The sequence below is a fragment of the Spongiibacter pelagi genome (assembly GCF_014705705.1).
GTDB lineage: Bacteria > Pseudomonadota > Gammaproteobacteria > Pseudomonadales > Spongiibacteraceae > Spongiibacter > Spongiibacter pelagi.
Window position 1 is genome coordinate 222,198 of sequence record NZ_JACXLD010000003.1, and the last position, 25,728, is coordinate 247,925.

The 25,728-nt window shown below is 52.7% G+C and carries 22 protein-coding genes; 9 read left to right on the plus strand and 13 right to left on the minus strand.

Features of this window, described 5'->3' with window-relative positions; all coding sequences use genetic code 11:
• Positions 1–101: 101 nt before the first annotated feature.
• Positions 102–1,469 (plus strand): WS/DGAT/MGAT family O-acyltransferase, encoded by a 1,368-nt coding sequence (locus IB286_RS07275; RefSeq protein ID WP_190764024.1) that lies wholly within the window; start codon positions 102–104, stop codon positions 1,467–1,469.
• A gap of 92 nt (positions 1,470–1,561) precedes the next feature.
• Here the strand turns inward: IB286_RS07275 and IB286_RS07280 are convergent, their stop codons facing one another.
• The 4 genes from IB286_RS07280 to IB286_RS07295 form a co-directional block, all read right to left on the minus strand.
• Positions 1,562–2,863 (minus strand): ribonucleotide-diphosphate reductase subunit beta, encoded by a 1,302-nt coding sequence (locus IB286_RS07280; protein ID WP_190764026.1) that lies wholly within the window; start codon positions 2,861–2,863, stop codon positions 1,562–1,564.
• Positions 2,864–2,944: 81 nt separating this feature from the next.
• On the minus strand, positions 2,945–5,812 hold the full coding sequence (locus tag IB286_RS07285) for a ribonucleoside-diphosphate reductase subunit alpha (protein WP_190764028.1): 2,868 nt from the start codon (positions 5,810–5,812) through the stop codon (positions 2,945–2,947).
• Positions 5,813–6,333: 521 nt separating this feature from the next.
• Positions 6,334–7,239 (minus strand): ornithine carbamoyltransferase, encoded by a 906-nt coding sequence (argF, locus tag IB286_RS07290; protein ID WP_190764030.1) that lies wholly within the window; start codon positions 7,237–7,239, stop codon positions 6,334–6,336.
• Between the two features lie 32 nt (positions 7,240–7,271).
• Positions 7,272–8,456, minus strand: a complete 1,185-nt coding sequence (locus tag IB286_RS07295; protein ID WP_190764032.1) for an acetylornithine transaminase — start codon at positions 8,454–8,456, stop codon at positions 7,272–7,274.
• A 247-nt stretch (positions 8,457–8,703) separates the two neighbouring features.
• Here IB286_RS07295 and grxD point away from each other — a divergent pair, with 247 nt between their 5' ends.
• The 5 genes from grxD to IB286_RS07320 all read left to right on the plus strand — a co-directional run bounded on the left by grxD (position 8,704) and on the right by IB286_RS07320 (position 12,342).
• Complete coding sequence (grxD, locus tag IB286_RS07300) at positions 8,704–9,033, plus strand: Grx4 family monothiol glutaredoxin (protein WP_190764034.1); 330 nt, start codon at positions 8,704–8,706, stop codon at positions 9,031–9,033.
• Between the two features lie 161 nt (positions 9,034–9,194).
• Positions 9,195–10,373: a porin gene (locus IB286_RS07305; protein WP_190764036.1), complete on the plus strand. Its 1,179-nt coding sequence runs from the start codon at positions 9,195–9,197 to the stop codon at positions 10,371–10,373.
• A 2-nt stretch (positions 10,374–10,375) separates the two neighbouring features.
• On the plus strand, positions 10,376–11,026 hold the full coding sequence (locus IB286_RS07310) for an FMN-binding protein (protein WP_223826193.1): 651 nt from the start codon (positions 10,376–10,378) through the stop codon (positions 11,024–11,026).
• Positions 11,026–11,781 carry a PepSY domain-containing protein gene (locus IB286_RS07315; RefSeq protein ID WP_190764038.1) on the plus strand — a complete coding sequence of 252 codons (756 nt, stop codon included), beginning with the start codon at positions 11,026–11,028 and terminating at the stop codon, positions 11,779–11,781. The genes IB286_RS07310 and IB286_RS07315 overlap by 1 nt, the downstream gene beginning before the upstream one ends.
• 33 nt (positions 11,782–11,814) lie before the next feature.
• Positions 11,815–12,342 (plus strand): hotdog fold domain-containing protein, encoded by a 528-nt coding sequence (locus IB286_RS07320; RefSeq protein ID WP_223826194.1) that lies wholly within the window; start codon positions 11,815–11,817, stop codon positions 12,340–12,342.
• Positions 12,343–12,419: 77 nt separating this feature from the next.
• Here IB286_RS07320 and IB286_RS07325 read toward each other — a convergent pair whose 3' ends face one another.
• Positions 12,420–12,617: a bacterioferritin-associated ferredoxin gene (locus tag IB286_RS07325; protein WP_190764040.1), complete on the minus strand. Its 198-nt coding sequence runs from the start codon at positions 12,615–12,617 to the stop codon at positions 12,420–12,422.
• A 297-nt stretch (positions 12,618–12,914) separates the two neighbouring features.
• On the opposite strand from IB286_RS07325, the gene IB286_RS07330 reads away from it, so the two are divergent.
• Positions 12,915–13,517, plus strand: a complete 603-nt coding sequence (locus IB286_RS07330) for a peroxiredoxin (protein WP_190764042.1) — start codon at positions 12,915–12,917, stop codon at positions 13,515–13,517.
• A 726-nt stretch (positions 13,518–14,243) separates the two neighbouring features.
• Here the strand turns inward: IB286_RS07330 and IB286_RS07335 are convergent.
• The 8 genes from IB286_RS07335 to IB286_RS07370 form a co-directional block, all read right to left on the minus strand.
• Positions 14,244–14,828, minus strand: coding sequence for a superoxide dismutase (locus tag IB286_RS07335; protein WP_190764044.1), 585 nt, complete (start codon positions 14,826–14,828; stop codon positions 14,244–14,246).
• An 80-nt stretch (positions 14,829–14,908) separates the two neighbouring features.
• Entirely contained in the window at positions 14,909–15,547 is a 639-nt protein-coding gene (gene rnt, locus IB286_RS07340) for a ribonuclease T (protein ID WP_190764046.1), read from the minus strand.
• Positions 15,547–16,581 (minus strand): dihydroorotase, encoded by a 1,035-nt coding sequence (gene pyrC, locus IB286_RS07345; RefSeq protein ID WP_190764048.1) that lies wholly within the window; start codon positions 16,579–16,581, stop codon positions 15,547–15,549. The genes rnt and pyrC overlap by 1 nt, the downstream gene beginning before the upstream one ends.
• A gap of 145 nt (positions 16,582–16,726) precedes the next feature.
• On the minus strand, positions 16,727–17,032 hold the full coding sequence (locus IB286_RS07350; RefSeq protein WP_190764050.1) for a ComEA family DNA-binding protein: 306 nt from the start codon (positions 17,030–17,032) through the stop codon (positions 16,727–16,729).
• A 149-nt stretch (positions 17,033–17,181) separates the two neighbouring features.
• Positions 17,182–18,255, minus strand: a complete 1,074-nt coding sequence (locus IB286_RS07355; RefSeq protein ID WP_190764052.1) for an ABC transporter substrate-binding protein — start codon at positions 18,253–18,255, stop codon at positions 17,182–17,184.
• 28 nt (positions 18,256–18,283) lie between these two features.
• Positions 18,284–19,093, minus strand: a complete 810-nt coding sequence (locus IB286_RS07360; protein ID WP_190764053.1) for an ABC transporter permease — start codon at positions 19,091–19,093, stop codon at positions 18,284–18,286.
• A complete protein-coding gene (locus IB286_RS07365) occupies positions 19,090–19,995 on the minus strand; it encodes an ABC transporter permease (RefSeq protein WP_317889722.1) in 906 nt (301 codons plus the stop codon). The genes IB286_RS07360 and IB286_RS07365 overlap by 4 nt, the downstream gene beginning before the upstream one ends.
• Positions 19,996–19,997: 2 nt before the next feature.
• On the minus strand, positions 19,998–21,074 hold the full coding sequence (locus IB286_RS07370; protein ID WP_190764055.1) for an ABC transporter ATP-binding protein: 1,077 nt from the start codon (positions 21,072–21,074) through the stop codon (positions 19,998–20,000).
• 337 nt (positions 21,075–21,411) lie between these two features.
• Between IB286_RS07370 and IB286_RS07375 the strand changes: the two genes are divergently transcribed.
• On the plus strand, positions 21,412–22,632 hold the full coding sequence (locus IB286_RS07375) for an argininosuccinate synthase (protein ID WP_190764057.1): 1,221 nt from the start codon (positions 21,412–21,414) through the stop codon (positions 22,630–22,632).
• A 116-nt stretch (positions 22,633–22,748) separates the two neighbouring features.
• Entirely contained in the window at positions 22,749–25,727 is a 2,979-nt protein-coding gene (locus IB286_RS07380) for a choice-of-anchor I family protein (protein ID WP_190764059.1), read from the plus strand.
• Position 25,728 lies beyond the last annotated feature (1 nt).

Genomic DNA, 25,728 nt, shown 5'->3' on the forward strand with positions numbered 1-25,728 from the left:
TTTGACCTAATTTCCCAAAATGCTGTCCAGCTGCCACAAGGCAATGACACAAAATCGAGATTAGGATACCCAGACTAAAAAAACGATTCAGGGTGTGTTCTATGGGTGATAGGAAGTTATCTATTTTGGATACCAGTTTTTTACAACTGGAATCTGCGCAAACGCCAATGCATGTTGCCGGCTTGTTGATCTTTGATCTTCCAGAAGGTGCAGGTAAGGAATTTGTTTCTGAGTTAGTTGCACGGTTTCGTGGCTGCAAGGTGTTTCGTCCGCCGTGGAATTACTGCTTACAACGTCCGGGCCGTTTACAATTCAAGCCGGTATTGAAAGAAAATTTTGATATCGACATGGAATACCATGTGCGCCATTTGGCCTTGCCCTTTCCCGGTGGTGAGCGCGAATTGGGGCAATTGATTTCGCGTATTCACAGCCAGCGTTTGGACTTCCGTAGACCCCTGTGGGAACTGCATGTGATTGAAGGGTTGGAAAACAATCGTTTTGCGGTTTACATCAAAATTCATCACTGCCTTGCTGATGGGGTGTCTGCCACCAAGCTGCTTTTTGAAGGTCTTTCAGCCAGTGCCAATGATCCCGCGCAAATGCCATTTTGGGCGGCGGCGAAGAAAGAACGCAGTAAAAAGCCAGTATTAAAAGAGCGCAGCAAACTAACGCTGCCGAAAATCCCGAATCTGGACGGCGCCATAGATATCGCTAAAGAAGCGGGACGCACCTGGTTTAGCAGTGGCGATGAATTAGTATCTCTGCGCTCGGCGCCAATGACCATGCTTAATCAGCGCATTCACGGTCAGCGCCGCTTTGCCACTTTCGCGGTGGAAATGGCGCGTATTAAAAATTTGGCCAAGGCTGCCGAATGTTCCTTAAATGATATTGTGCTGGCGCTATGTGGCACGGTGCTGCGGGAATATCTAGAAACCCATGATGCCCTTCCACGTGAAAGCCTGACTACCAATATTCCGGTGTCATTACACAAGCCGGGAACCCGCGAAATCAAAAATGATATCGCGCTGATTCTGGCAACACTGGGCACCAACATCGCCGATGATCAGTCGCGCTTAGAAGCCATTATGGATTCCACCAACGACGCCAAAGAACGCCTGCGCGCACTGCCCGATGGTGCGCAGGGTGTGTTTGGTTCGTTGGCCCTTGTTCCGTATACCGCTACGGTATTGTTTGGGCTTGCGGGCCGTATTCGCCCCACCTTTAACATTGTGGTGTCGAATGTGCCCGGCCCAAATGAAACGCGATACCTATTCGGCGCTCCGCTGCGTCACCTCTATCCAGTGAGTATTCCCACTCACGGCTCGGCTATTAACTTCACCTGCTTTAGTTATGACGGCGTGCTGAATTTTGGCCTTACCGCTTGTCGCGATACCGTGCCGCATATGCAGCAAATGGCAGTTGGATTGGGTGATGCTTTAGAAAGGTACGAAGCGATTTATTTGAAATAATGGCATTGTGAGTTTGAAGCTAGCCAATTAAAAAAACCGCTGTGAAGCGGTTTTTTTATGGGTGGGAATAAGTTTTGGCAGATGAGTTGACCTTACCAGCTCAGTGCACCGCCCGTTTGATATTCGATAACACGGGTTTCGAAGAAGTTTTTCTCCTTGCGCAAATCCATGATTTCGCTCATCCACGGGAAGGGGTTTTGCGCGCCGGGGAATTGCTCTTTAAGGCCGAGCTGGTTCAGGCGGCGGTTGGCGATGAATTGCAGGTACTCTTCCATCATGGCGGCGTTCATGCCGAGTACGCCACGGGGCATTGAGTCTTTGGCGTATTCGATTTCGATCTGGGTGCCTTCTACGATCATTTGCGCCACTTCTTGCTGGAATTGTTCGCCCCACAGTTGTGGGTTTTCCAGTTTGATTTGGTTGATCATGTCGATGCCGAAGTTCAGGTGCATGGACTCGTCGCGCAGGATGTATTGGAACTGCTCGGCAACACCGGTCATTTTGTTGCGGCGGCCCATAGACAGGATTTGGGTGAAGCCACAGTAGAAGAAGATGCCTTCGGTCACGGCGTAGAAGCCAATCAGGTTACGCAGCAGTTCCTGGTCAGTTTCTGGGGTGCCGGTTTTGAAGTTCGGGTCGCCCAGTGCGCGGGTGTGCTTGAGGCTCCATGCGGCTTTTTTGGCGATGGAGGGCAGCTCGCGGTACATATTGAAGACTTCGCCTTCGTCCATGCCCAATGATTCTACGCAGTATTGGTAGGCGTGGGTGTGGATGGCTTCTTCAAAGGCTTGGCGCAGCAGGTACTGGCGGCACTCTGGGTTGGTGATGTGGCGATACACGGCCAGCACCAGATTGTTGGCGACCAGTGAGTCGGCGGTGGAGAAGTAGCCCAGCGAGCGCATTACGATGCGGCGTTCGTCATCGGTCAGGCCTTCTGGGTTTTTCCACAGACCGATATCGGCGGTCATGTTTACTTCTTGTGGCATCCAGTGGTTGGCGCAGCCGTCCAGGTATTTTTGCCACGCCCAGTCGTATTTGAAGGGAACCAGTTGGTTGAGGTCGAGGTGGCAGTTGATGATGCGCTTGTCTTCCACACGCAGGCGCGCGGCGCCCATGTCGAGTTCTTCAAGACCGGCGGCAACGTCAAGATTCTCTACCGCAGCGGCGGCTTTCTCAACGATAGACGCGCTGTTGTCTACGCTAGCAGCGGGTGGTGTTTGGCTGGCTACGGCAGGTTTGGCCGCAGGCTTTTCTACCGCTTCTTGCGCAACGGGTTTGTGTTTTGCGGCTTCGGCCAGAGATGCCTTGGCTTCAGCAGGTTTAGCGACCGCAGATTGGTTGGGTTTGATTGGCGCAATTGGATCTTCGCTTTCAAAGTCGTCCCAGCTCAGCATTGTGTATTCACCTCTTTGTGTGATCGTTTCCGGCGTTGTTTAAGTCGGGGCGCTTAGCGCCCCGGTTCGCGATGGTGTTGGTTATTGGCAGGCTTCGCAGTCTGGATCGTCCAGTGAGCAAGCCTTGGGTACCGGTGCTGCCTCAACGGGAGCGGCAACCGGGGCGGAGGCAACCTTGTTCATTGAGCCGCGATCCACCGTAGATTTCTCGGTGCTGCTGGCGGCCAAGGCGCGCAAGTAGTAAGTGGTTTTCAGGCCGCGCAGCCATGCCATGCGGTAGGTGATATCCAATTTCTTACCGGATGCACCAGCAATGTAGAGGTTTAGCGACTGGGCTTGGTCGATCCATTTTTGACGGCGGCTTGCGGCGTCTACCAGCCAGCGTGGCTCCACTTCGAAGGCGGTGGAGTACAGCGCTTTGAGGTCGTCTGGAATGCGATCAATTTTCTGAACGCTACCCTCGTAGTATTTGAGGTCGTTAACCATAACCGCATCCCACAGGCCGCGCTCTTTCAGGTCGCGAACGAGGTAGGGGTTCACAACGGTGAACTCACCAGACAGGTTAGATTTTACGTACAGGTTCTGGTAAGTCGGTTCAATGGATTGCGACACACCGGTGATGTTAGCAATGGTGGCGGTAGGTGCAATAGCCATGACATTGGAGTTGCGCATGCCTTGGGCTTTAACGGTGTCGCGCAGGCTGTTCCAGTCGAGGGTCATGCTCACGTCTACATCGATAAAGTCGGCGCCGCGCTGTTCTTGCAGGATTTGTACAGAGTCGATGGGCAGAATGCCTTGGCTCCATAGTGAACCTTCGTAGCTCTGGTAACGGCCACGTTCTACCGCCAGATCGCTAGACGATTTAATAGCAAAGTAGCTGATTGCTTCCATTGAGGTGTCGGCAAACTGTACGGCTTCGTCTGAAGAGTAAGGGATGTGCAGTTTGTACAGCGCATCTTGGAAGCCCATCAAGCCCAAACCAACAGGGCGGTGTTTGAAGTTGGAGTTTTCCGCCTGCGGTACGCTGTAGTAGTTAATGTCGATAACGTTGTCGAGCATGCGCACAGCGGTTTTAACGGTTTTTTCCAGCTTGGCAATATCCAGCGCACCATCAACAATGTGTTGGGCGAGGTTTACCGAGCCGAGGTTACAAACCGCAATTTCATCTTTGTTGGTGTTCAGCGTGATTTCAGTACACAGGTTGGAGCTGTGCACTACACCAACATGCTGCTGCGGGCTGCGCAGGTTACAAGGATCTTTAAAGGTGATCCAAGGGTGGCCTGTTTCAAACAGCATAGACAGCACTTTGCGCCATAGGTCAGCGGCTTTTACGCGCTTGAACAGCTTCATTTCACCGCTGCGGGTCATGGCTTCGTACTGTTCGAAACGCTCTTCAAAGGCTTTGCCGTACAGGTCGTGCAGATCGGGCACGTCGTTTGGCGAGAACAGGGTCCATTCGCCGTCTTGGAAAACCCGCTTCATAAACAGGTCGGGAATCCAGTTGGCGGTGTTCATGTCGTGGGTACGACGACGGTCGTCACCGGTGTTTTTACGCAGCTCGAGGAATTCTTCAATGTCGAGGTGCCACGTTTCCAGATACGCACACACAGCGCCTTTACGCTTGCCACCTTGGTTAACTGCTACGGCGGTGTCGTTCACCACTTTCAAGAACGGAACCACACCTTGCGATTTGCCGTTGGTGCCTTTGATGTAAGCGCCCAGTGCGCGTACTGGGGTCCAGTCATTGCCCAGACCTCCGGCAAATTTAGACAGCATGGCGTTGTCTTGAATCGCGCCGTAAATGCCGTGCAGGTCGTCTGGAACGGTGGTCAGGTAGCAGCTTGAAAGCTGTGGACGCAGGGTGCCAGCGTTGAACAGGGTTGGGGTCGAGCTCATATAGTCGAAGGAGCTCAGCAGGTTATAGAACTCAATCGCGCGGGCGTTTTTGTCGGCTTCACGTCCGGCCAAGCCCATAGCAACGCGCATAAAGAAAACTTGTGGCAATTCAATACGCACATCGTTGCTGTGAATAAAGTAGCGGTCGTACAGGGTTTGCAGACCGAGGTAATGGAACTGATGGTCGCGCTCTGGTTTGAGGGCGGCGCCGAGTTCGGCCAGATTATAGTCGCGCAATTCTGGAGACAGCAGTTCCAGCTCGATGCCTTTTTCAATATAGGCAGCCAGTGCTTTGGGGTAGTACACGGTCATATCGTGCTGGGTGGCGTTGTCGGCCACACCCAGGAAGTTCAGAGCTTCGGCGCGCAGTTTGTCCAGCAGCAAACGGGCAGTTACCAAGCTGTAGTTGTGCTCTTTTTCCACCATGGCGCGGGCGGTGATAACCAGTGAGGTGTTGACCTCTTTCTCTGATACACCGTCGTACAGGTTTTTCAGCGCTTCCGCTAGAACGTGCTCGTAAGAGACTTCAGGCAGGCCGTCGCAGGCTTCTTTAATAATAAATTCCAAGCGTCCCAGATCCAGCGGGATTAAAGTGCCATCGGCTTGTTTTACACGAATGCTGGGGTGGGCTTTGTCGGGCTCGGGTACTTGGCGGGCGCGCTCTTCGGCACGGGCCGCGCGATAGAGAACGTAAGCACGGGCAATTTTGTGTTCACCGCTGCGCATCAGGGCCAGCTCGACCTGATCTTGAATTTCTTCAATGTGCATGGTGCCGCCAGAGGGCATACGGCGCTTGAAAATGGCGCTCACTTGTTCGGTCAGTTGCTTAACCGTTTCGTGAATACGGGTAGAGGCCGCTGCATTGCCGCCTTCTACCGCCAAAAAGGCTTTGGTGATGGCAACGCTGATTTTGTCGTCGGTGTAGGGCACTACGGAGCCGTTGCGTTTGATGACACGCAGTTGCCCTGGGGCGGTGCTGCTGAGGTCGTCGGTTTGCGGAACGGCGGGGGGGACGGTATTACTTGAACTGGCGCTGTCTTGATAAGTTTGCATGGTAGACCCTTGCTCTGCTGGCTTTGTTGTTTGTTTTCAACCGACTGCTTAATGCGCAGTACTTATTGTTGTGATTAATACTGTGGAAGCATGGCGTTTTAGGCGACCAAACGGCGTCAGTTTGAAGACTTTTTGGCCCTTTTGGGCGCTTGTGTCTCTCTTGTATCGCGCTGGTTTCGGTCTAGTGTTTCTGTTTGGGTTAAAACGCTATATATGGGGTTTCGAAAAACTTGGATACAAGATAATGCGGTTTATCCTGGGGTGCAAGCACTAAATATTGTGGGTGTCTTGTGGGCAACTTGTGGGTAAATTGCGCGGTGATAAGGGGCGAAGCCGCGCAGGCCGCGCCGTTTCTGAACTTGGGGAAAAAGGGTGTGGATAAGTCTGTGTTCTGTTGTTCTAGAACGAGTTTTTATAAGAAAAATTTTTTTTAGCAGGAACTGAATTTGGGGAGAAATAAGGGGTAGATATTCGCTCTTTGATTGGGCAAAAGAGCGAGGTTAATCCACCAAGAATTCTGATTAGTGCGTTAACAAAAACTCAATCAATGCCTTTTGCGCATGTAAGCGGTTTTCGGCTTCATCCCAAATGACGCTCTTGGGGTCGTCCATTAGGTCGGCGCTGATTTCCTCGCCGCGTTTGGCGGGCAGGCAGTGCATATATAAGGCATCAGGGTTGGCGCAGTCGAGCAGGGCGCGATTGATTTGATAACCGGCCAAGGCACGACGGCGCTCGGCTTTTTCATCTTCCTGTCCCATCGACGCCCACACATCCGTGACCAGCAGGTCAGAGCCCTTGGCGGCCGCGGCTGGGTCGCGCAATACTTCAACGCGGTCCCCGGCTTGCTCAAGCAGGTCGGCGCGGGGTTCGTGACCTTCCGGGCAGGCAATTTTGAGGGTGAAGTCAAATTGGCAGGCGGCATTGATATAGGACTGGCACATATTGTTGCCGTCGCCAATCCAGGCCACTTGTTTGCCCTTGATGCTGCCCCGGTGTTCGATAAAGGTTTGGATATCGGCCAGTAATTGGCAGGGGTGGAAATCATCGGTCAGAGCATTAATAACGGGAACCGAAGAATTAGCGGCAAAGCGTTCAATAATGCTGTGCTCAAAGGTGCGAATCATTACGATGTCGCACATGGACGAGATTACGCGGGCGCTGTCTTCTACTGGCTCGCCGCGACCCAGCTGGGTGTCACGGGGCGAAAGAAACATGGCGTGGCCGCCGAAGTGGGCCATGCCGGCCTCAAAGGAAATACGTGTGCGGGTCGATGCCTTCTCGAACACCATGCCGAGAACATAGTTAGGGAATTGTGGCTCCGGTTGGCGGGCCTTGTGCAGCGCTTTGAGTTCAATCGCGCGCTGCATGAGTTGATCCAGTTCTTCGGGGCTTAAATCATTCAGGGTTAAAAAGTGTCTTACAGCCATGCTGGCAAATCCTGTACAAATAAAACGACGCCTTAACTGGCATCGGGGCACCACTGCTTAATGAGTGGGCAGAGGAGATCGAGCAATTGGTCGATCTCTTGTTGATTAATAATTAGCGGTGGCAGCAGGCGTACCACGCGCTCGGAAGTGACATTGATCAGCAAGCCCTGTTCAAGGGCTTTGCCGACCAGCGGGCCACAGGGTGATTTCAATTGAATGCCCACCATCAAACCCAAGCCGCGAACTTCGACAAACTGTTCGCAGTCGGCTAGCCGTTCCCGCAGACCTTGGCGCAGCAACTCGCCTTTCTGGGTAACGTCGGCCAAAAAGCTGTCTTGTGCGACCGTGTTCACCACGCTCAATGCGGCGGCACAGGCCAATGGGTTACCGCCAAACGTGGAGCCGTGATTGCCGGGTTTAAATAATTCTGCGGCGGCGCCGTGGGCCAAACAGGCACCAATAGGTAGGCCATTACCCAGGCCTTTAGCGGTAGTAACAACATCGGGCATAACGCCGCTGTGTTGGAAGGCAAAGTATTTGCCGGTTCTGCCATTGCCGGTTTGCACTTCGTCTAGCATGAGCAGCCAATTATGGGCATCGCAGAGTTCACGCAGTGCGGCGAGGAAGCCTTCTGGCAGCATATTAATGCCACCTTCGCCTTGTAATGGCTCTAGCAATACCGCAGCAACGCTGTCGTTGTTTTTGGCAATGCTTTCCAGAGCGGCGAGATCCCCATAGGGCGCGCGAGTAAAACCTTGCACCAAGGGTTCAAAGCCCGCTTGAATTTTGCGGTTGCCGGAGGCGGTCATGGTGGCTAGCGTCCGGCCGTGGAAGGCGCTTTCCATCACAATGATGTGTGGAATTTCAATGCCCCGGTTGTGGCCGTGCATCCGTGCCAGTTTAATGGCCGCTTCGTTGGCTTCGGCGCCGGAGTTGGAGAAAAACACATTGCTCATGCCGCTGGCGTCGCAGAGGGCGTCGGCCAGTTGAGTTTGGCGCTGCACATTGTAAAGGTTAGAGGTGTGCAGCAGCGCGCCGGCTTGTTGGCAGATGGCTTCGGTAACCGCAGGGTGAGCATGGCCAAGGGCGTTTACGCCAATACCACTGATGGCATCTAGATAAGATTTTCCGGCCTCATCAAACAGTCGCACGCCCTCACCACGGACGAAGCTAACGGGTAGCCGACCATAGGTGTTCATTACATGCGACTGAGTCATTAAATAGCTCTCCACGCGACAAGCGCGTTAATAAATTCTTCAAAGGAAGCAGGCTCGGAGTGAGCCGAAACGCAAAGAGGCAGCGACTGCTGCCCCTTTGTTCTAAATCATATAAGGAAGCAAGATAAAATACTAGGCCGCAACTACCGCTCCGATGCGGACTTTTATTGGCGGCCCTGATAAAATGAAGCCCTTTCTCGACACGCTGAGATGTCGCTTCTCAGCTGCGCTTCCAAGAAGGTGGTATATGGACACAGTTGAAGTAATCAAACAACAAATTGAGAACAACCCGATCATCCTTTATATGAAGGGTTCACCTAATCAGCCCCAGTGCGGTTTTTCTGCGCGCGCCTCACAGGCGATGATGGGTTGTGGTGAGCGTTTCGCGTTTGTGGACATTCTGGCTAATCCAGAAATTCGCGCCAAGTTGCCCGAAATCGCAAACTGGCCAACCTTTCCCCAGTTGTGGATTCAGGGTGAGTTGATTGGTGGCTGCGACATCATTTGTGAAATGTATGAAAGCGGTGAATTGCTACCCTTGGTAAAAGAAGCGGCGGCTGCCAGCGCCGCCGAATAAGCCCTACGGTTATACAGAAACCGGCACCCGAAAGGGTCTGCCGGTTTTTTTGTGTCTTGCTTCAAAATATAAATGATAAATGTTTTCGTTTAGATTTAGATTTGATAGGATGCCGCGCAACTGTGGAATAAACACAGAAAAATGAGAATTAGGAGAGACCCATGAGAGCCCCCTTTACTGCTGCTGTGCTGGCAGGCGCTGTGATTGCTGCACCATTGGCTATGGCTGAACAAGCCCCCAGTGCTGCTGAAATGTGGAAATTAATTCAAGAGCAACAACGTGAAATTGAACGCCTGAAGCAAGAGCAAAAGAACACCGACGCCAAAGTTGAAGCGACAGCCGATGCCGTTGAAAGCGGTGCGATGAGTAATGGCTGGGCCAGTCGTGTGAGCTTGGGCGGTTACGGCGAACACCACTTTAATCACTTTAAAGACAAAGACGACAAGGTTGATGCTCATCGCTTTGTATTGTTCGTAGGCAACCAATTCAGCGATACCGTGCGCTTTTTCTCCGAGCTTGAAGTTGAACACGGCTTAGTGAAAGACACGGATGACGGGAGTGGTCCTGGCGAAGTTGAGCTAGAGCAAGCCTATATCCAGTGGGATTTTACACCAGGCCACAGCCTGACCATGGGGCAATTTTTGGTGCCCGTGGGGATTATCAATGAAACCCATGAGCCAGATACCTTCTACGGCACTGAGCGCAACAACGTCGAGAAAGACATTATCCCTGCCACTTGGTGGGAAACCGGTGTGATGTTCAGTGGTGAGATTCTTCCCGGCTTGAAATACAATGCCGCGCTGCACAGTGGTTTAGCGGCTGATCCCGGTGCGACCGTTCGCAGTGGTCGTCAGAAATCGGCCAATGCCACCGCTGAAGATTTGGCCTACACCCTGCGCTTGGCTTATACCGGCGTAGCGGGCTTGGAAGTGGCTGCGACTGCGCATCATCAGCAGGATATTTCTCAAGGTGCAGCGGCGGATGGCGAGGCAAACTTGCTGGAAGCGCATATTCGCTACACCATTGCCAACCTGACACTGACGGCGTTGGCGGCAGAGTGGGATATCGACGGTGCCGCGTTTGATACTGCGGGAACCGATGTGCAAGAGGGCGCATATTTAGAGGCGTCTTATAAAGTGACACCTAAGCTGGGCGTATTTGTGCGTCAGAGCGAATGGGATAATAAAGCGGGTAACTCCGTGGATACCGAGATCGAGCAGACCGATGTCGGTGTCAATTACTGGTTAACCCCCACCGTGGTATTAAAGGCAGACCTGACCGAGCAAGACGGTGCCAAGGATGATGATGCCTTTAATCTGGGAGTGGGCTGGAGCTTCTAAATTTGCAGTTGAATAGCCGCAATAAAGATAGCTGTCGCGAGCGTAAGTTCGCGGCAGTTTTTCTGTTTCTGGGAACGGTGTTTGTAAGCCTGATTTTCTCGGGCGTACTGTTCTCTGATTTTGCGCGCGCCGGTGGTGCGGCGGGTGAATATCTGAGCTTGCCGGATTTTCTGGAGCGGGCTTTTCCTGATCAGGAACCTTCGGCGGGTACGCTGTGGTTGGATGAAACCTTAAAGCAGCAAATTCGAGAGGATTACGGTCAGGCCTATCCCCGGTTGCGTATTCGCTATTGGCAGTCTGATAAGCGTACGGCTTGGGTGTTGGATGAAATCGGTAAGGAGCAGCCCATTACCGTGGGTGTGGTGGTTGAAGACCGCAAAATAATTCAGCTATCTATTTTGACCTTCCGCGAAAGCCGTGGCTGGGAAGTGCGCCATCCGTTTTTTACTCGCCAATTTGATCGCTTGGGTTTAGATGGTAGTCAGCGTCTTAGTGGTCATATCGACAGTATTACTGGTGCGACCCTCTCGGTGCGTGCAGTGAGTAAAGTCGCGCGTCTGGCGCTGTTATTTGATCAATCCTTGACTAGTGAAGAACTGACTAGCGAAGAACTGGCTGTTGAAAGCACGGCTCTTGAAGGGAGCGCGCCCTAATGCATCGGGTTTTGCGCCGTTTTATGCTCACCTGGCACCGCCGTGTTGGGGTGTTGCTTATTGGCTTTGTTGCCATGTGGGTGGTTACCGGCATCTCCCTAAATCACAGTGAGTCCTTTCAGCTCGACCAGCGTTTTGTGCAGTCGCCTTGGTTACTCAAGCAATATGGTATTGAGACACCAGAAATAAAAAGTTTTGAGGTCGGCAAGCCTATTGTGAACGGTATTGGCCGGTCGATTTATCTCGACAACAAGCTGCTGTACTCCTGTGATGGTGAATTGAAGTCTGCCTTGGCGATAGCTGATGGTTTAGCCGTACTGTGTGGTAATACCTTATCGTTGTTTCAAGTTGATCCGCTGACGTTTGATGCGGCGCTACTTGACGAAATCACGCCCACGCTAGGGCTGCCAGAGGCGAGTACCGGTTTGGCGTTGGCCGGAGAGCAGTTGTGGGTCATTGCTGATCGGGCCTATCGTTTTGATGCGCTGGCTTTTCAATTTACCGCCGCTGACTTGCCTGAGGCAGGCTTGAGCTACCCCAAATCTGTTGCGACGTCTGATAGTGTAAAAACCACGTTATTGGCAGAGTATCGTGGTGAGGGCATTAATCTTGAGCGGGTTTTGCTAGACCTTCACAGTGGTCGTTTGTTTGGCACTGTTGGCGTGTTGCTGGTCGATCTTGCCGCCCTGTGTCTGCTGGCAATTGCGGGGGCGGGCGTCTGGATTTGGATTACCAAGCCCGGCCGCTGGCGTTGACCGAGAGCGTTTAATACCCCGTCAAGCCGGTCAATGGCTTGGTTCAATTCCACTGCTATGTTTTGGCTACTGATTCCCCTACAAAAAGGCAGTGCCATGAATACCGTGCTCAATACCTGGCAGAAACTCTCCGGCAAACCCGCCGGCAAAATGCTGTTCTCTAAAGCCGTTTCCTTTAAAACCCCGTATTTTTCTAGCATTAGTCCACGCTGGGAAGTGTTAGAAGCGGGGCGTGGTGTGGTCACTATGCGCGACACCCGGCGAGTGCATAACCATTTGGGCGGCGTACACGCAATTGCGCTGTGTAATTTGGCCGAGGCGGCAGCGGGTTTAACGGCTGAAGTGTCTATGCCTGACGGTATGCGCTGGATTCCTGCGGGTATGCAGGTGCGTTATTTGGCCGCCGCTAAAGGCAAAATGACCGCCCATGCCAGCATGCGCGAGATAGTTGTTGGTGAAAAATCAGAAGTGCCGGTGGCGGTAGAGGTGAAAAACCAGGCGGGTGAAATTGTGTTTACCGCCAGTATAGATATGTATGTTTCTCCTAAAAAAGCACGTTAGATCAGCCATAAAAAAGCCCGGTACTGATGACCGGGCTTTTTGTTTTCTAACTGTCTAGTTGCTTGCTAGTTAAGCGCTTAGGCTACCGCATAACAGAGATCGGGATTGTAATTGCCCAGATGCTCGTCGAAGATTTCCCGCGCCATGGTGCCACATTTGCCGCAAGAACTGGCTAATTCCAATTGCTGACGTAACTCACGAAAGCTGCTCACGCCGTTATCAACGGCATCGCGGATTTGTGTGTCAGTAATTCCTTTGCAGATACAGACGTACATCAATTCAATCTCAATAATGGTAAGCGCGTCGGGGCGACTTGTCTTATTGGTAAAGTTAATTGAAATGATAACCGTTGTCAATTAAGAATGAGTAAGATTTGTGCTTATACTGTTAATTGCAGAAGCCGGCGGCACGGTTGCGGATAAAAATTGCTTGCATAGGCAGTGATTATCAACCTGATTGGTAATTCCAACTGGAGTCTGCCGGCGCCCTGTGTAATATTGCTGATCCTAAATTTTTAGTTTTCGTTTCTGGCGCGGTAACGCGCTAATCAATAACCACTTGGAGGTTTTAACATGGGTGTATTAGTAGGTAAGCCAGCTCCCGATTTCACTTGCGCGGCAGTTCTGGGTAACGGTGAGATTGTTGATAGCTATACCTTGAGCGACGCAATCAAAGGTAAATACGGCCTGCTGTTCTTCTACCCGCTGGACTTCACTTTCGTATGTCCTTCCGAGCTGATCGCTCTGGACCACCGCATGGACAAATTCCGTGAGCTGGGCGTAGAAGTGATTTCTGTTTCTATCGATTCACAATTCACTCACAACGCATGGCGCAACACTGCCATCAAAGATGGCGGTATCGGTCCTGTGACTTACACCATGGCAGCTGACGTACGTCACGACATTTGCCGTGCCTACGACGTAGAAGCTGAAGGCGGCGTGGCTTTCCGTGGCGCGTTCCTGATCGACAAAGAAGGCGTAGTTCGCTCACAACTGGTTAACGACCTGCCACTGGGCCGTAACGTAGACGAACTGGTTCGTCTGGTTGAAGCACTGCAATTCCACGAAGAGCACGGCGAAGTTTGCCCAGCTGGTTGGAACAAAGGCGACAAAGGTATGGATGCATCACCAACAGGTGTTGCGGCTTACCTGTCTGAGAATTCAGACAAGCTGTAATTGGTTTGGCGGTTATGGCCGCCAGATAGCCAGTTGAAAGAGGCCCAATTGCCGAGAGGTAATTGGGCTTTTTTTTGTCCTGAGCGGACAGCAGAGAATTGTTTTCGCCCCGAGGGGCGGCATAATAATGGTTTTCGCCCTTCTTGGGCGACTTCATTTTCTTTTAAAAGAAAACGAAGCAAAAGAAACCTTCCCCGCTCACTCGGCCTACGGCTACCCTCACTTCTTAAAATTCAATGAAACGCTGCGGAACTCTCTCCGGCCCAAATAAAGACTTGGGCCTCCGTTCAAACAGTCCTCGCGAACCCCTTTCATTGAATTTCTACGATGTTCGGCGAGTTCGGACGGGGTTTGGGGTGGCACCGATCACCCCCTTCAGGGCCGTCGAGCACTGAAGAATCTGAACGGAAATAGCGCGAGGACTGTTTGAACGGAGCGTTAGCGAAGAGAGTTCCGCAGCGCCCGTTCAGGTTCAAAGCGCGCAGAGTACCGATGGCGCTGTTTGCCATCGGCGGCAATGCGGGGCGTGTTTTCTTGCTTACTTCTTTTTCACGAAAAAAGAAGTAAGTCGCCCAAGAAGGGCGAAACCCATTCTTTGCCGTCCCGCCGGGACAAAAAATTCTTAAGCCGTCCCGCTTAGGGCAAAAAAAAGCCCCACCGAAGTGAGGCTCTTTATCATGCTTTCGGCGTGGAGCACGCCAAAGGCACCGAACGTTGGCGCCGGACTTAAGCCGCGAAGTTGGCCGCTGCAAATTCCCAGTTCACCAGATTCCAGAAGGCTTCCAGGTACTTAGGACGGGCATTGCGGTAGTCGATGTAGTAGGCGTGTTCCCATACGTCGGCGGTGAACAGTGGCGTTTGACCGTCGCGAGCGATTGGGGTGTCGGCGTCGTCGGTGTTGACGATTTCCAGGCTGCCATCGCTGTTTTTCACCAGCCAAGTCCAGCCAGAACCGAAGTTGCCAACGGCTTTTGCATTGAAGGCGGTTTTGAATTCTTCAAAAGAGCCGAATGCGCTGTCGATCGCTGCGGCCAAGTCGCCAGCAGGTGCGCCGCCACCATTGGGGCTGAGGCTGTTCCAGTAGAAGGTGTGGTTCCAAACCTGAGCAGCTTGGTTGAACAGCACGCCGCTAGAGGTTTTGATGATTTCTTCCAGAGTTTTGCCTTCAAACTCGCTACCGGGAACCAGTTCGTTCAGTTTAACCAGGTAGGCGTTGTGGTGTTTACCGTGGTGGAAATCCAGCGTCTCGGCAGAGATGTGGGGTTCCAGTGCAGATTTGTCGTAAGGCAGGGCTGGTAATTCAAAAGCCATTGCTATCCTCCAGGCTTGATGGGGTTAAAGGTGTTGGGGTTAATCCCCTTATGGTTTGTTACTGCAAATAGTTGATGCGCTTATAGCCAGCGCCAGCCGCCGAGGTCTTGCCAGCGGTTGACGATTTGGCAGAACAGTTCGGCGGTTTTGTTGGCGTCGTAGGCCGCGCTGTGCGCCGCGCTGTTATCAAACTCGATTTCAGCAATCTGACAGGCGCGCGCCAAGACGGTATGCCCATAGGCTAGCCCGGACAGGGTGGCGGTGTCCATCACTGAAAAGGGGTGAAACGGATTTCGTTTAATTCCGCAGCGGTTGACGGCGGCCATCATAAAGCCAAGGTCAAAGTGGGCATTGTGCCCAACCAGTACCGCACGGGTGCAGTCATAGGCTTTCACTTGCTGGCGAATTTTCTTTAGCAATTCGCCGATTGCGGTAATTTCTTTCTGAGCGCCGCGCGCGGGATCGTAGGGATCAATGCCGGTAAATTCCAGCGCAGAAGGATCGAGATTGGCGCCTTCAAAGGGCTCGATGTGGTAACTCAGGGTTTCGTCAGGTTCGAGTTGACCGGCATCGTCCATCCGCAGAAGCGTGGCGGCAACTTCCAAAATGGCATCGGTTTGGTTGTTAAAGCCGCCGGTTTCAACATCGATCACCACCGGCAAAAAGCCGCGAAAACGCTGGGCGATCATGCTTTTGCTATTGTCCAGTTCAACCACCATTAGACAACCTGCCAATGCAGTGTTTCGCCGGCGCGCAAGGGGCGAAGTACGTCATCGCCCAAGGGCAGTTGTTCAGCAACTTGCCAAGCGGTTTTGCTCAGAGTGATGGTGTCGGTGTTGCGCGGCAAACCGTAAAAGTCTGGGCCGTAAAAGCTGGCAAAGGCTTCGAGTTTATCTAACGCGTTGGCTTGCTCAAAGGCTTCGGCATACAGCTCGATAGCGGCGTGAGCGGTATAGCAGCCGGCGCAGCCACAGCTGGTTTCTTTTTTACTTTGAATATGCGGCGCGGAATCGGTGCCCAAGAAAAATTTGGGGCTACCGGAGGTAGCGGCGGCAATCAGGGCTTGCTGGTGTGTGTTGCGCTTCAAAATTGGCAAGCAGTAGTAATGGGGGCGAATGCCACCGGCCAGCATGTGATTGCGGTTATACAGCAAGTGATGGGCGGTGATAGTTGCAGCAACATTGCTGGGTGAATCGCTGACAAAAGCGGCAGCGTCAGCCGTGGTGATATGCTCCAGCACAACTTTCAATGCAGGAAAGCGACTCACGATAGGACGCAGGTGGCGATCAATAAACGCCGCTTCGCGGTCGAAAATATCAATCTCAGCATCGGTAACTTCGCCGTGAACCAGCAGCGGCAGCTTGTGCTCTTCCATGGCAGCGAGTACCGGCGATAATTTTTCAATATCGGTAACGCCAGAATCGGAGTTGGTGGTGGCGCCAGCGGGATAGAGTTTGCAGGCGTAAACCAAACCAGACTGTGCCGCTTCGGCAATGTCTGCCGGGCTGGTGTTGTCGGTGAGATACAGCACCATCAGCGGCTGAAAGTGGGTATTACTTGCGGGAATTTCAGCGCTGATACGGCCGTGATAGGCCTTGGCTTCAGATAAATTGCGAATCGGCGGCGTGAGATTCGGCATTACGATTACCCGGCCAAAATAGCGGCTGGCATCGCCGACGGTGTGTTTCAGGGCCAGTCCATCGCGAAGGTGGATGTGCCAGTCATCGGGGCGAGTAATGTCTAGGGTTTGCATGAGAAAGCCTTGTTGAATTCAGGCTGAATGCTACAGGAATCAGGGGTTTGATTAAAGCTGGGGGCGTGTCTGTACCAAGAAAAAAAAGGCCCATTGCGGAGGAGGGGACAATGGGCTGGAGGAAGGGGGGAGTTATTTTTGGGTGCTATTTGGGGCGTTTAGCAGCTGCGGCTTCCAGCTCCAATTCTTTTTTGTTCATGGTGATAACGCGTTCACCAATGCCTTTTACATTGCTGAGATCCTCGGCGTTTTCAAAGGGCCCATTCTGCTCGCGGTATTCGACAATGGCTTGAGCGCGTTGAGGGCCAACGCCGCGCAGTGTTTCTAATTCTTCCGCTGAGGCGGTATTGATATCCAGCGTGAAGCCAGTAGACGACAGCGCGCTTAGCGCCAGCCCAAGGCAACTGGTGCGAAAGAGTTGTTTTAGGGTGTGAGTGTGCTGTGGCTGCATCGCAAAATCCTTTTGCTGGTTTGGAGAAAACAGGCGGTTCCATTGCCTGCTGTCTTCAAGATAGGACAGGATTTTAAACTTGCCAAGTTTTGCCGCGTGAGAAATAAAAAAGGCAGCCAAATGGCTGCCTTGGAAAAGCGATATCGCGTTTAGCGAACTTTGATCTCGGTCCACAAGCGGCCTTGGAAGCGGCGCTGTTTAGCGGTGCGAGCGGCCAGGGTGTCTAACTTGGCTTGCAATTCGGCATCCGGAAAGATGGCGCTGATGGATTTAATTTCCGGCAGAATATATTCAGTCGCGGCGGCATTGGGGTTGCCGGTGCCAATGACATTGGTCAGTTCGGCGGCGTTCTTTGGTTCCATCATAAAGTTGATGAATTGCAGCGCCAGCTCAGGATTGCGGGCTTTCTTTGGGATAACCATATTGTCCAGCGCCAGTACCGCGCCTTGTTTTGGCAGGGCGAAGTTCACACTGAAGGCGCGGCCTGCATCCATCGCATCGGCTCGGGCTTGAAACATATCGCTGGAATAGCCGTGGGCCACCCAGATATTGCCAACGGTGAGTTCCTTGATATAGCTGGAGGAGTTAAACGCTGCCCAGTAAGGTTTGGCTTTGATAATAACTTGCTGCGCTTCTTTCAGATGCTTTTCGTCGGTGTCGTTAATGCTGTAGCCGAGGTAAAGCATGGCGGCGGCCAGCAATTCTTCGGAGTCATCCATTACTGTCACTTTGCCTTTGATTTTGCTCAGCACGGCAGGGTCAAAAATCAATGCCCAGTCATCGGCTTTCAGGCCCAACTCGTTCAACTTGGTTTCGTTGTAGCCCAGCAGGGTTGTGGTGAAAGCGTAAGGCAGGGAGTAGATATTGTCTGGATCATAGGCCTTGTTCAAAAAGCCGCTAGCCATATTGCCGATATTGCTCAGCTTGCTTTTGTCCAGCGGCATCAAAAAGCCCTGCTTAATCAGTGCTTCAACCGCGTTTTGGGTGGGGATGACCACATCGTAATCACCGCCGCCGGCCAGCAGTTTGGCCATCATTTCTTCCGTTGAAGAATAATAATCCTGCACCAGTTTGCACTGACAGGCCGCTTCAAAACCGGCAACGGTGTCGTCGGCAATATAGTCATTCCAGTTGAACAGGTGCAGCACTTTTTCCGCTGCGGCCAATTGTGGTGCCAGAAATTGGCACAGGGTTAACGCGAAACAGCAAACGAACTTTTTCACGGTGAATATCCTCAAAAGTGGCCGGGGCCTAGTTTCTCAGTGCTTGTGGTGAGATTCGCGAAATTGCCAGAATCAGCACCAGGGTGAGTAGCATCAACAAAGTTGATACCGCATTTACCTCTGGCGTAACGGCGATCTTAACCATGGAGTAGATTTCCAATGGCAAGGTTGAGCTACCGACACCAGCGGTGAAAAAGGTGATAACAAAGTCATCAATAGAGAGGGTAAAGGCCATTAAGCCACCGGCAATTATGCCGGGCAGAAGTAGTGGTAGGGTAATGAGGCGAAAGCTCTGCCAAGGGCTGGCACCTAAATCGCGGGCGGCCTCAATTAAGCTGTCGTCCATGCCGGCCATACGGGCTTGCACGGCGAGCGCAACAAAGCCAATACAAAAGCTGACATGGGCCAGAATAATAGAAACGGTGCCCAGCGTGACATTCAGCAGCATAAACATCAGCAATAAGCTAACACCGATCAGAATATCTGGCATGGCGACCGGGCCAAGTACCAGCGCCGACAGCCATTTCTGACGAAAACGATGAATGGCCATGCCGGCCAAGGTGCCGAGCACCGAGGCCATAAGGGCGCTGATGCAGGCGATTAAAACCGAGTTGCCCGCTGCTTGCAGCATGTCGCGGTTATTAAATAATTTGTGGTACCAGTCGAGGGTAAAGCCGACCCATTCGGCATTGAGGCGTGAGTCGTTAAAGGAAAAAATCACCACCACGGCCAGCGGTAGGTAGAGAAATAAATACACCAAAACCGCAGCGGCGATGACGCCTTTATTGCCACGACTCGCGGAAAATTTGCTCAGTATCAGGCTTTTTTCAGACTTCATGCTTTGCCCTCACTGCCGCGTGCCCGGCCAAAGTGCGCAGCCAAGCCAATCAATAACAGGGTAAAGCCGGTTAGTACTAACGACAGTACACTACCGAAGGGCCAATCGCGGGATTCGACAAACTGCTGCTTGATGACATTGCCGATCATAATGCCGTCGGTGCCGCCGAGTAGATCGGGAATGGCAAAGATGCCCAGCGAGGGAATAAACACCAGTACCGCGCCGGCAAAAAGGCCGGGTAAAGCCTGCGGCCAAGTGATGAGCCAAAAGCGTTGGCTGCGGCTGGCACCTAAATCTTGCGCCGCGTCCAGCAGGCGCGGGTCGTGTTTTTCCAAATTCGCGTACAGCGGCAGAATCATAAATGGCAGGTGCACATATACCAGGCAGGTGATAACGGCGACATTGCTAAACATCAGTGAAATCGGAGCGAGATCGAACAGCGCGCGCAGTTCGTTAATCGCAATCGTCATTGCGCCCTGCGGGCTGAAAATAATCATCCAAGCGTAAATTCGCACCAGAAAATTACTCCAGAACGGCAGAATCACCAGTAGCAATAACAGTTCCCGGCGGCCTTTGCGGGCGCGGGCAATGGTGAGCGCAACCGGGTAGGCCATGAGCGCGCAAATCGCCGTGGTGAGCAGGGCGATAAATAGCGATTTAATCAGCAGGCCGAGATAAATATCGCTCTCGAACAGGCGCAGCCAGTTTTCTAAGGTGAGGTCAAAGCTAAGGCTGCCTTCCTCTAGGTAATACCACGGTGCCAAACCGCCGTATTCGCCGGGGTAGCGAAACGAGGCGAACAGCATCATCAGGCTGGGCAGGGCAAACAGCAGGAATAGATAAGCGGCGGGGGGCAGACTCAATAGGGTCTTGGCCGACAGTTTGGGCAGCGCGCGACTCACGCTTAATTCACCAAATGTCCGGCGTCGTGGCGCCAGGCAATCTGAACTGCATCGCCCTTTTCAAACAGGCGGGTACGGCCTGGTGCGCTATTAGCTAGCAGTGCCTCTACTTGCAGGCCGTTGCCCAGCTCAACGATATATACGGTGACATCGCCAAGATAGAGCATATCGTGCACGGTGCCGCTGAACAGGCATTCGTCGGGGCTGGCATCCAAGCGGCTGGCAAGGCGGATTTTTTCCGGGCGTAAACTCAGCGCGCAATCTTGGCCAGAGCTAAAAGCTTCGTTGTTGTTTTGTACTGGAATACTATCCAAACCGGGAATGGCGAAACGCCAGCCGGATTCCCAGCCTTCAAGGCGGCCTTCAATCAAATTGCACTGGCCGATAAAGTCCGCCACAAAACGATTTTTGGGATAGCTGTAAATCACCGAGGGTTCGTCGATCTGGCTGATATTGCCCTGATTCATTACCGCAATGCGGTGCGACAGCGCCAGCGCTTCGCCTTGGTCGTGGGTGACATAAATAAAGGTAATACCGACTTCCTGTTGCAGGTTAATTAGCTCAATCTGCATTTGCTCGCGCAGCTTGGCATCCAGCGCGGAGAGCGGTTCGTCTAATAACAGCAGACGCGGGCGATTTACCAGTGCGCGGGCAATGGCAATGCGCTGTTTTTGGCCGCCGGAAAGGGCGTCGGGGTAGTGATTGGCCTTATCGGGTAGGCGTACATCTTCCAATACTTCTGCTACGCGGCGGCTGATCTCGGTTTTATCCAGTTTGGCCATGCGCAGTGGAAAGGCGATATTTTCCGCTACGGTCATATGCGGAAATAAGGCATAGCTCTGGAATACCGTGTGGATCGGGCGTTTTTCTGGCGCGATATCGGTGAGTGGGCGGCCATCCAAAAGGATTTTGCCGCTGTCGATTTGCTCGAATCCGGCAATGCAGCGAAGCAAGGTGGTTTTGCCGCAACCAGAGGGGCCGAGCAGGGTGAAAAACTCACCGCTCTCGATTTTTAGGTTGACTTGATCCAGCGCGCGAAAGTCGCCAAAGCTGCGGGAAACATCGATGATTTCTAACACCAGGGAGGCGCTTCCGGTATGAGTGTGAAAAATCGCAATTTTTGGGCAGAGTGGGCGGTGCGTCAATCCCTGAATGCGAATTTTTTCAGGCTATTTTTTGTTATTTTTGCGCCCTTTTTGGAGAGAAATTTAGGGCACTGAAATGGGGCGTGAGGCCCCGACCTGACTCGATCTGCTGTTTTATCGGCACAAAGGGCTGGGGGCGGCGGCTGGGCGTGGCGTCTACTGCTAAACATCGGTAGAATGAGCGGCTTTTATTTTTGCCGTACCCGCGCATCTTATTTTTGTACCGCCCCGGCGCGCGGAATCAGGGCTCACAAGTCGATCGGAGTCGTCAATGTCGGATGTAAACAAGGTTGTTCTGGCCTATTCAGGTGGTCTGGATACTTCAGTAATCGTGCGCTGGTTGCAAGAAACCTATCAGTGCGAAGTGGTGACCTTTACGGCGGATATCGGTCAGGGCGAAGAAGTCGAGCCCGCCCGCGCCAAGGCCGAAGCACTGGGTGTTAAAGAAATTTACATCGACGATCTGCGCGAAGAGTTTGTACGCGACTTCGTTTACCCCATGTTCCGCGCCAATGCGATTTACGAAGGTGAATACCTGCTGGGTACCTCAATCGCCCGTCCGCTGATTGCCAAGCGTCTGATTGAAATTGCTAACGAAACCGGTGCTGATGCCATTTCTCACGGCGCAACGGGTAAAGGTAATGACCAAGTGCGTTTCGAATTGGGCGCCTACTCGCTCAAGCCCGGTATTAAAGTGATTGCGCCTTGGCGTGAGTGGGATCTGACTTCCCGTGAAACGCTGATGGCCTACTGTGAAAAGCACAATATCCCGGTTGATTTCTCCAATAAAAAGAAGAAATCGCCTTACTCTATGGATGCCAACCTGCTGCACATCTCCTACGAGGGCGGCAATCTGGAAGACCCATACTGGGAACCAGAGGAAGATATGTGGCGCTGGAGCGTGAGCCCTGAGGCTGCACCGGATCAACCCACTTATATTGAGCTGGGTTATCGCAATGGCGACCCGGTTACGCTGAACGGCGAAGAACTGAGCCCCGCCACGATGCTGGCTACGCTGAACAAAATTGCCGGCGCCAATGGCATTGGTCGCTTGGACTTGGTTGAGAACCGCTACGTAGGCATGAAGTCACGCGGCTGTTACGAAACCCCCGGCGGCACCGTAATGATGCGCGCTCACCGCGCCATTGAGTCTATTACTTTGGATCGTGAAGCGGCTCACCTGAAAGACGAGCTGATGCCCCGTTACGCCAAGCTGGTGTACAACGGTTACTGGTTCAGCCCTGAGCGCCGTATGCTGCAAGCGGCCATTGATGAATCTCAAGCATTTGTAAATGGCACTGTGCGTTTGAAACTCTACAAGGGCAATGTGGTCGTAGTGGGGCGCAAATCAGACAATTCTCTGTTTGATGAGGCCATCGCCACTTTTGAAGACGATGCCGGCGCCTACAACCAGAAAGATGCAGAGGGCTTTATCAAGCTGAATGCACTGCGCTTGCGGATTGCCGCAAACAAAGGCCGTTCTCAGCTCTAAGCCAACAAGGGGGAGTAAATAAATCCCCCTTTATTTTCTGTAAATAAGTTCGGTTTAAATAACGACGATAACCATCGCGGTGCTTTCCGACATCGCCCCAACAATTGGATTTATGCATGAAGGCTTTGCTGTCTGTTGCGTCTCGTGGCGTGACCTCCTTCCAAAAAAACACTGGCAAGATTGGTCTGGCCTTGGGCATGGCTGCGGGGCTGGCAGCGTGTAGCGGCAGTAATAGCGGTAGCGGGTATTCTCTGCCCAGCGTAGAGTTCAGCACTAAGCAATTCTTTCTTGAGGATGTGCTGCTGACGGATAATGCCTTGGCCACCGTTGCGGTGGGTGGCACCAATCTGAGCTTTACCCAAAACCCCGGTAGCGGCGCCTTCCGTTCTACTAAAGAAGACAGCAATCTTTTCTACACCATTAGCGATCGCGGCCCCAGCTTTCCCTGTGATGAAACTTCGGCGCGTATCGGCCAAAGTAATTTCTGCGGTGGTGGCAATACTGGCCGAGTATTTCCGCTAGGTGAGGGCTATACCCCCAGCATTACTGCGTGGAAATTAACCGGCATCAGCACCAAGCTGAGCCTAGAGAAGCTTTACAGCCTTGAGCTGCGAGATGATTTTGGGGGCGCCTTAAGCGGTATTCCCAATGAGCGCACTACTGCCAGCACCGAAACCGCCTACGATAAAGATGGTGCAGTGATTCAGCCTGACCCCAACGGCGTTGATCCCGAAGCCTTGGTGAAACTCTCCAATGGGCGCTTCTGGGTGGCTGAACAATACGGCCCCAGCCTGTTATTGGTAGAGGAAGATGGCACGGTTTCTCGCCGCGAACTTCCTGCGGGCGCCGATGTAGACTACGCCAGCTCTACAGTCACAGTGAACGATAGTGTTTTGCCCAAGTCTTTGCGGCGCCGTGATTTAGACGGCGGTATTGCCGCCTTGGCACTCAGCCCCAATGAAGATTTTCTCTACTATGTCACCAAGTCGCCGCTGGATTCGCCTAATGCCAATTCACGGGTGATTCGCATTGCTAAACTGGCGCTTGATAGCGATGGCAATATCACCAGCTTGGAAGGCGAATACCTGTACCGCCTTGATACTCCAGATCAATACGGTGTGGTGAGCAAGGCGGGAAGCACAACAGAGCAAGGCGATCTTGAAAGCGGTCAGCCGATTTCGCAATCTGAAATCACCGTAAATGAAGCGGTGGCGTTGGATGAAGACCTACTGGTTATCGTTGAGCAGGGCCGCAAGGTCAGCAAGTATTACCGGGTGAATCTGGCCACGGCGACCAGCATTACCGACACAGTGTGGGAAACTGCGACCGGCTCAGCGTCAGCAGAAAACCAATATTTGATTGAAGACGTGCCCTTTGTAACTAAGCAATTGGGTATTGATACGTTGAGCTACGTGGCGCCAAGAGATCCCGACCTGCCCAGTACGGCAAGCCCCAATACGATTAATCTTCTCGAAGAAAATATCGAAGGCTTCGCCATGCTTAACTCCAATTTTGCCTTGCTGAGCAATGACAATAACTGGGGCTTGGATGGCGTAAAAGGCCGCTTGGCGGTGATGCCGCTGGGGGCTTTTGTGGTGTCTAGCACGCTGCCTTATCGTCCGCAGTTGAGCTATACCGGCTCTGGTGATCTGGATCTATCTGGTTTTAGCCCCAAGGCTGTCGCGGCGGACTCCACCAATTCCCAGCTTTTTGTGATCGACGGTCAAAGCTCAGAAGTTAAGATTTTTGATCTCACTGATCCGCTGAGTCCTGTGGTGAGCACTGGCAGCTTGGATATTGCTGCTGCCGCAACCGCGTCTGGCATTACCGCAGGTGCAGCACAAGCTGTGGCCGTGGGCAGTGGCTATGTGGCTGTCGCCTTTGATGCCAGCAACCCTCAAACCAACGGTATGGTGGCGGTGTATCGCGCTGATACCTTGGCGTTTGAAAATAGCTTTGAGATTGGCGCGGCCCCTCGCGCAATGGCCTTTGGCCTGCTCGGTGGTCAGCTGGTTATTGCCAATAGCGGTGAGCCCAGCGATGACTACAGCACCGATCCACTAGGTTCGATCACCATTGTGGATTACAGCAGCGGCTTGGATGTGGCCACGGCGACTACCCTGAATTTTGAAGACTTCAATACTGGTGGCAGCCGCGCGGCTGAGTTGGATGCTGAGGTGCGCGTATTCGGCGATGGCTCCGGCAATACCGAAGTGGCAGAAGATCTGCAGCCAGAAGCGGTGTCGCTGGCCTTGGATGGTGTTACTGCCTTTATCAGTATGCCAATTAATAATGCGGTAGCGGTTATTGATTTGGCTAACTTGGAAATCGACACGATCTTAGCGCTCGGTGGCAAAGACTTTGGCCAAGAGGGCTATGAGCTGGATGTTGAAAACAACGGCACTGCCAGTCTCGATAGTTGGCCGGGCGTTGTAGGTATGTTCCAGCCCGGTGATGTTGGCGCCTACCAGTATCAAAGCAAAAACTATTTCGTGACCGCGAATACCGGTAAAGCGCGTGAAAATAGCGCGTTTACCGAAGTGACCAAAGCTGAAAACCTATCTGTTGATCCAAACAACGATAGTGCTGGAGCGGCGGCCAGCGGCGGCGAGTTAGCTAATCTGACGGTGAGTGATCAAACCGGTGATGGTGGTGACGGCACCTTTGAAGAAATTACCGCCTTTGGTGGCCGTTCCTTTGCGATTTGGGATGCAGAAGGCAGCCTGATTTACGACAGCGGCAGCGATATGGCGCGCACCACATTGGCGTTGTTAGGTGAGGCTGGGTTTAACGATGGCGATAGCGTAAGTGAAGATCGTGGCGCACAGCCAAACTCGATCAGCCTAGTTGCTAGCCTGAATCGTATTTATGCCTTTATCACTCTGGAAACCACTGGCGGCGTTATCATTTACGATATTACCTCGCCTTATGGTGTGCAGTTTGTGCAGTACGTGAATAACCGTGATTTTGCGGGGGCGGGCGATTTGTCTCCACAGGGTGTGAGCGCCTTCTTCCAATCGTCTATTGGTTATTTGGCGGTGCCTAACGCGCAGAGCAACAATGTGCGTATCTTTCAAGTGGAAGCCAGCAAATAAG

What these genes read in the sequence shown, in the direction of transcription:
- IB286_RS07305 (WP_190764036.1), top strand. Translation starts at nt 9,195, where the DNA reads ATGAGAGCCCCCTTTACTGCTGCTGTGCTGGCAGGCGCTGTGATTGCT.
- IB286_RS07280 (WP_190764026.1), bottom strand. Translation starts at nt 2,863, where the DNA reads ATGCTGAGCTGGGACGACTTTGAAAGCGAAGATCCAATTGCGCCAATC.
- IB286_RS07295 (WP_190764032.1), bottom strand. Translation starts at nt 8,456, where the DNA reads ATGACTCAGTCGCATGTAATGAACACCTATGGTCGGCTACCCGTTAGC.
- IB286_RS07360 (WP_190764053.1), bottom strand. Translation starts at nt 19,093, where the DNA reads ATGAAGTCTGAAAAAAGCCTGATACTGAGCAAATTTTCCGCGAGTCGT.
- IB286_RS07380 (WP_190764059.1), top strand. Translation starts at nt 22,749, where the DNA reads ATGAAGGCTTTGCTGTCTGTTGCGTCTCGTGGCGTGACCTCCTTCCAA.
- IB286_RS07325 (WP_190764040.1), bottom strand. Translation starts at nt 12,617, where the DNA reads ATGTACGTCTGTATCTGCAAAGGAATTACTGACACACAAATCCGCGAT.
- IB286_RS07285 (WP_190764028.1), bottom strand. Translation starts at nt 5,812, where the DNA reads ATGCAAACTTATCAAGACAGCGCCAGTTCAAGTAATACCGTCCCCCCC.
- IB286_RS07275 (WP_190764024.1), top strand. Translation starts at nt 102, where the DNA reads ATGGGTGATAGGAAGTTATCTATTTTGGATACCAGTTTTTTACAACTG.
- rnt (WP_190764046.1), bottom strand. Translation starts at nt 15,547, where the DNA reads ATGGTGGTTGAACTGGACAATAGCAAAAGCATGATCGCCCAGCGTTTT.
- IB286_RS07330 (WP_190764042.1), top strand. Translation starts at nt 12,915, where the DNA reads ATGGGTGTATTAGTAGGTAAGCCAGCTCCCGATTTCACTTGCGCGGCA.
- IB286_RS07315 (WP_190764038.1), top strand. Translation starts at nt 11,026, where the DNA reads ATGCATCGGGTTTTGCGCCGTTTTATGCTCACCTGGCACCGCCGTGTT.
- grxD (WP_190764034.1), top strand. Translation starts at nt 8,704, where the DNA reads ATGGACACAGTTGAAGTAATCAAACAACAAATTGAGAACAACCCGATC.
- IB286_RS07350 (WP_190764050.1), bottom strand. Translation starts at nt 17,032, where the DNA reads ATGCAGCCACAGCACACTCACACCCTAAAACAACTCTTTCGCACCAGT.
- argF (WP_190764030.1), bottom strand. Translation starts at nt 7,239, where the DNA reads ATGGCTGTAAGACACTTTTTAACCCTGAATGATTTAAGCCCCGAAGAA.
- IB286_RS07335 (WP_190764044.1), bottom strand. Translation starts at nt 14,828, where the DNA reads ATGGCTTTTGAATTACCAGCCCTGCCTTACGACAAATCTGCACTGGAA.
- IB286_RS07375 (WP_190764057.1), top strand. Translation starts at nt 21,412, where the DNA reads ATGTCGGATGTAAACAAGGTTGTTCTGGCCTATTCAGGTGGTCTGGAT.
- pyrC (WP_190764048.1), bottom strand. Translation starts at nt 16,581, where the DNA reads ATGCAAACCCTAGACATTACTCGCCCCGATGACTGGCACATCCACCTT.
- IB286_RS07320 (WP_223826194.1), top strand. Translation starts at nt 11,815, where the DNA reads ATGGCTTGGTTCAATTCCACTGCTATGTTTTGGCTACTGATTCCCCTA.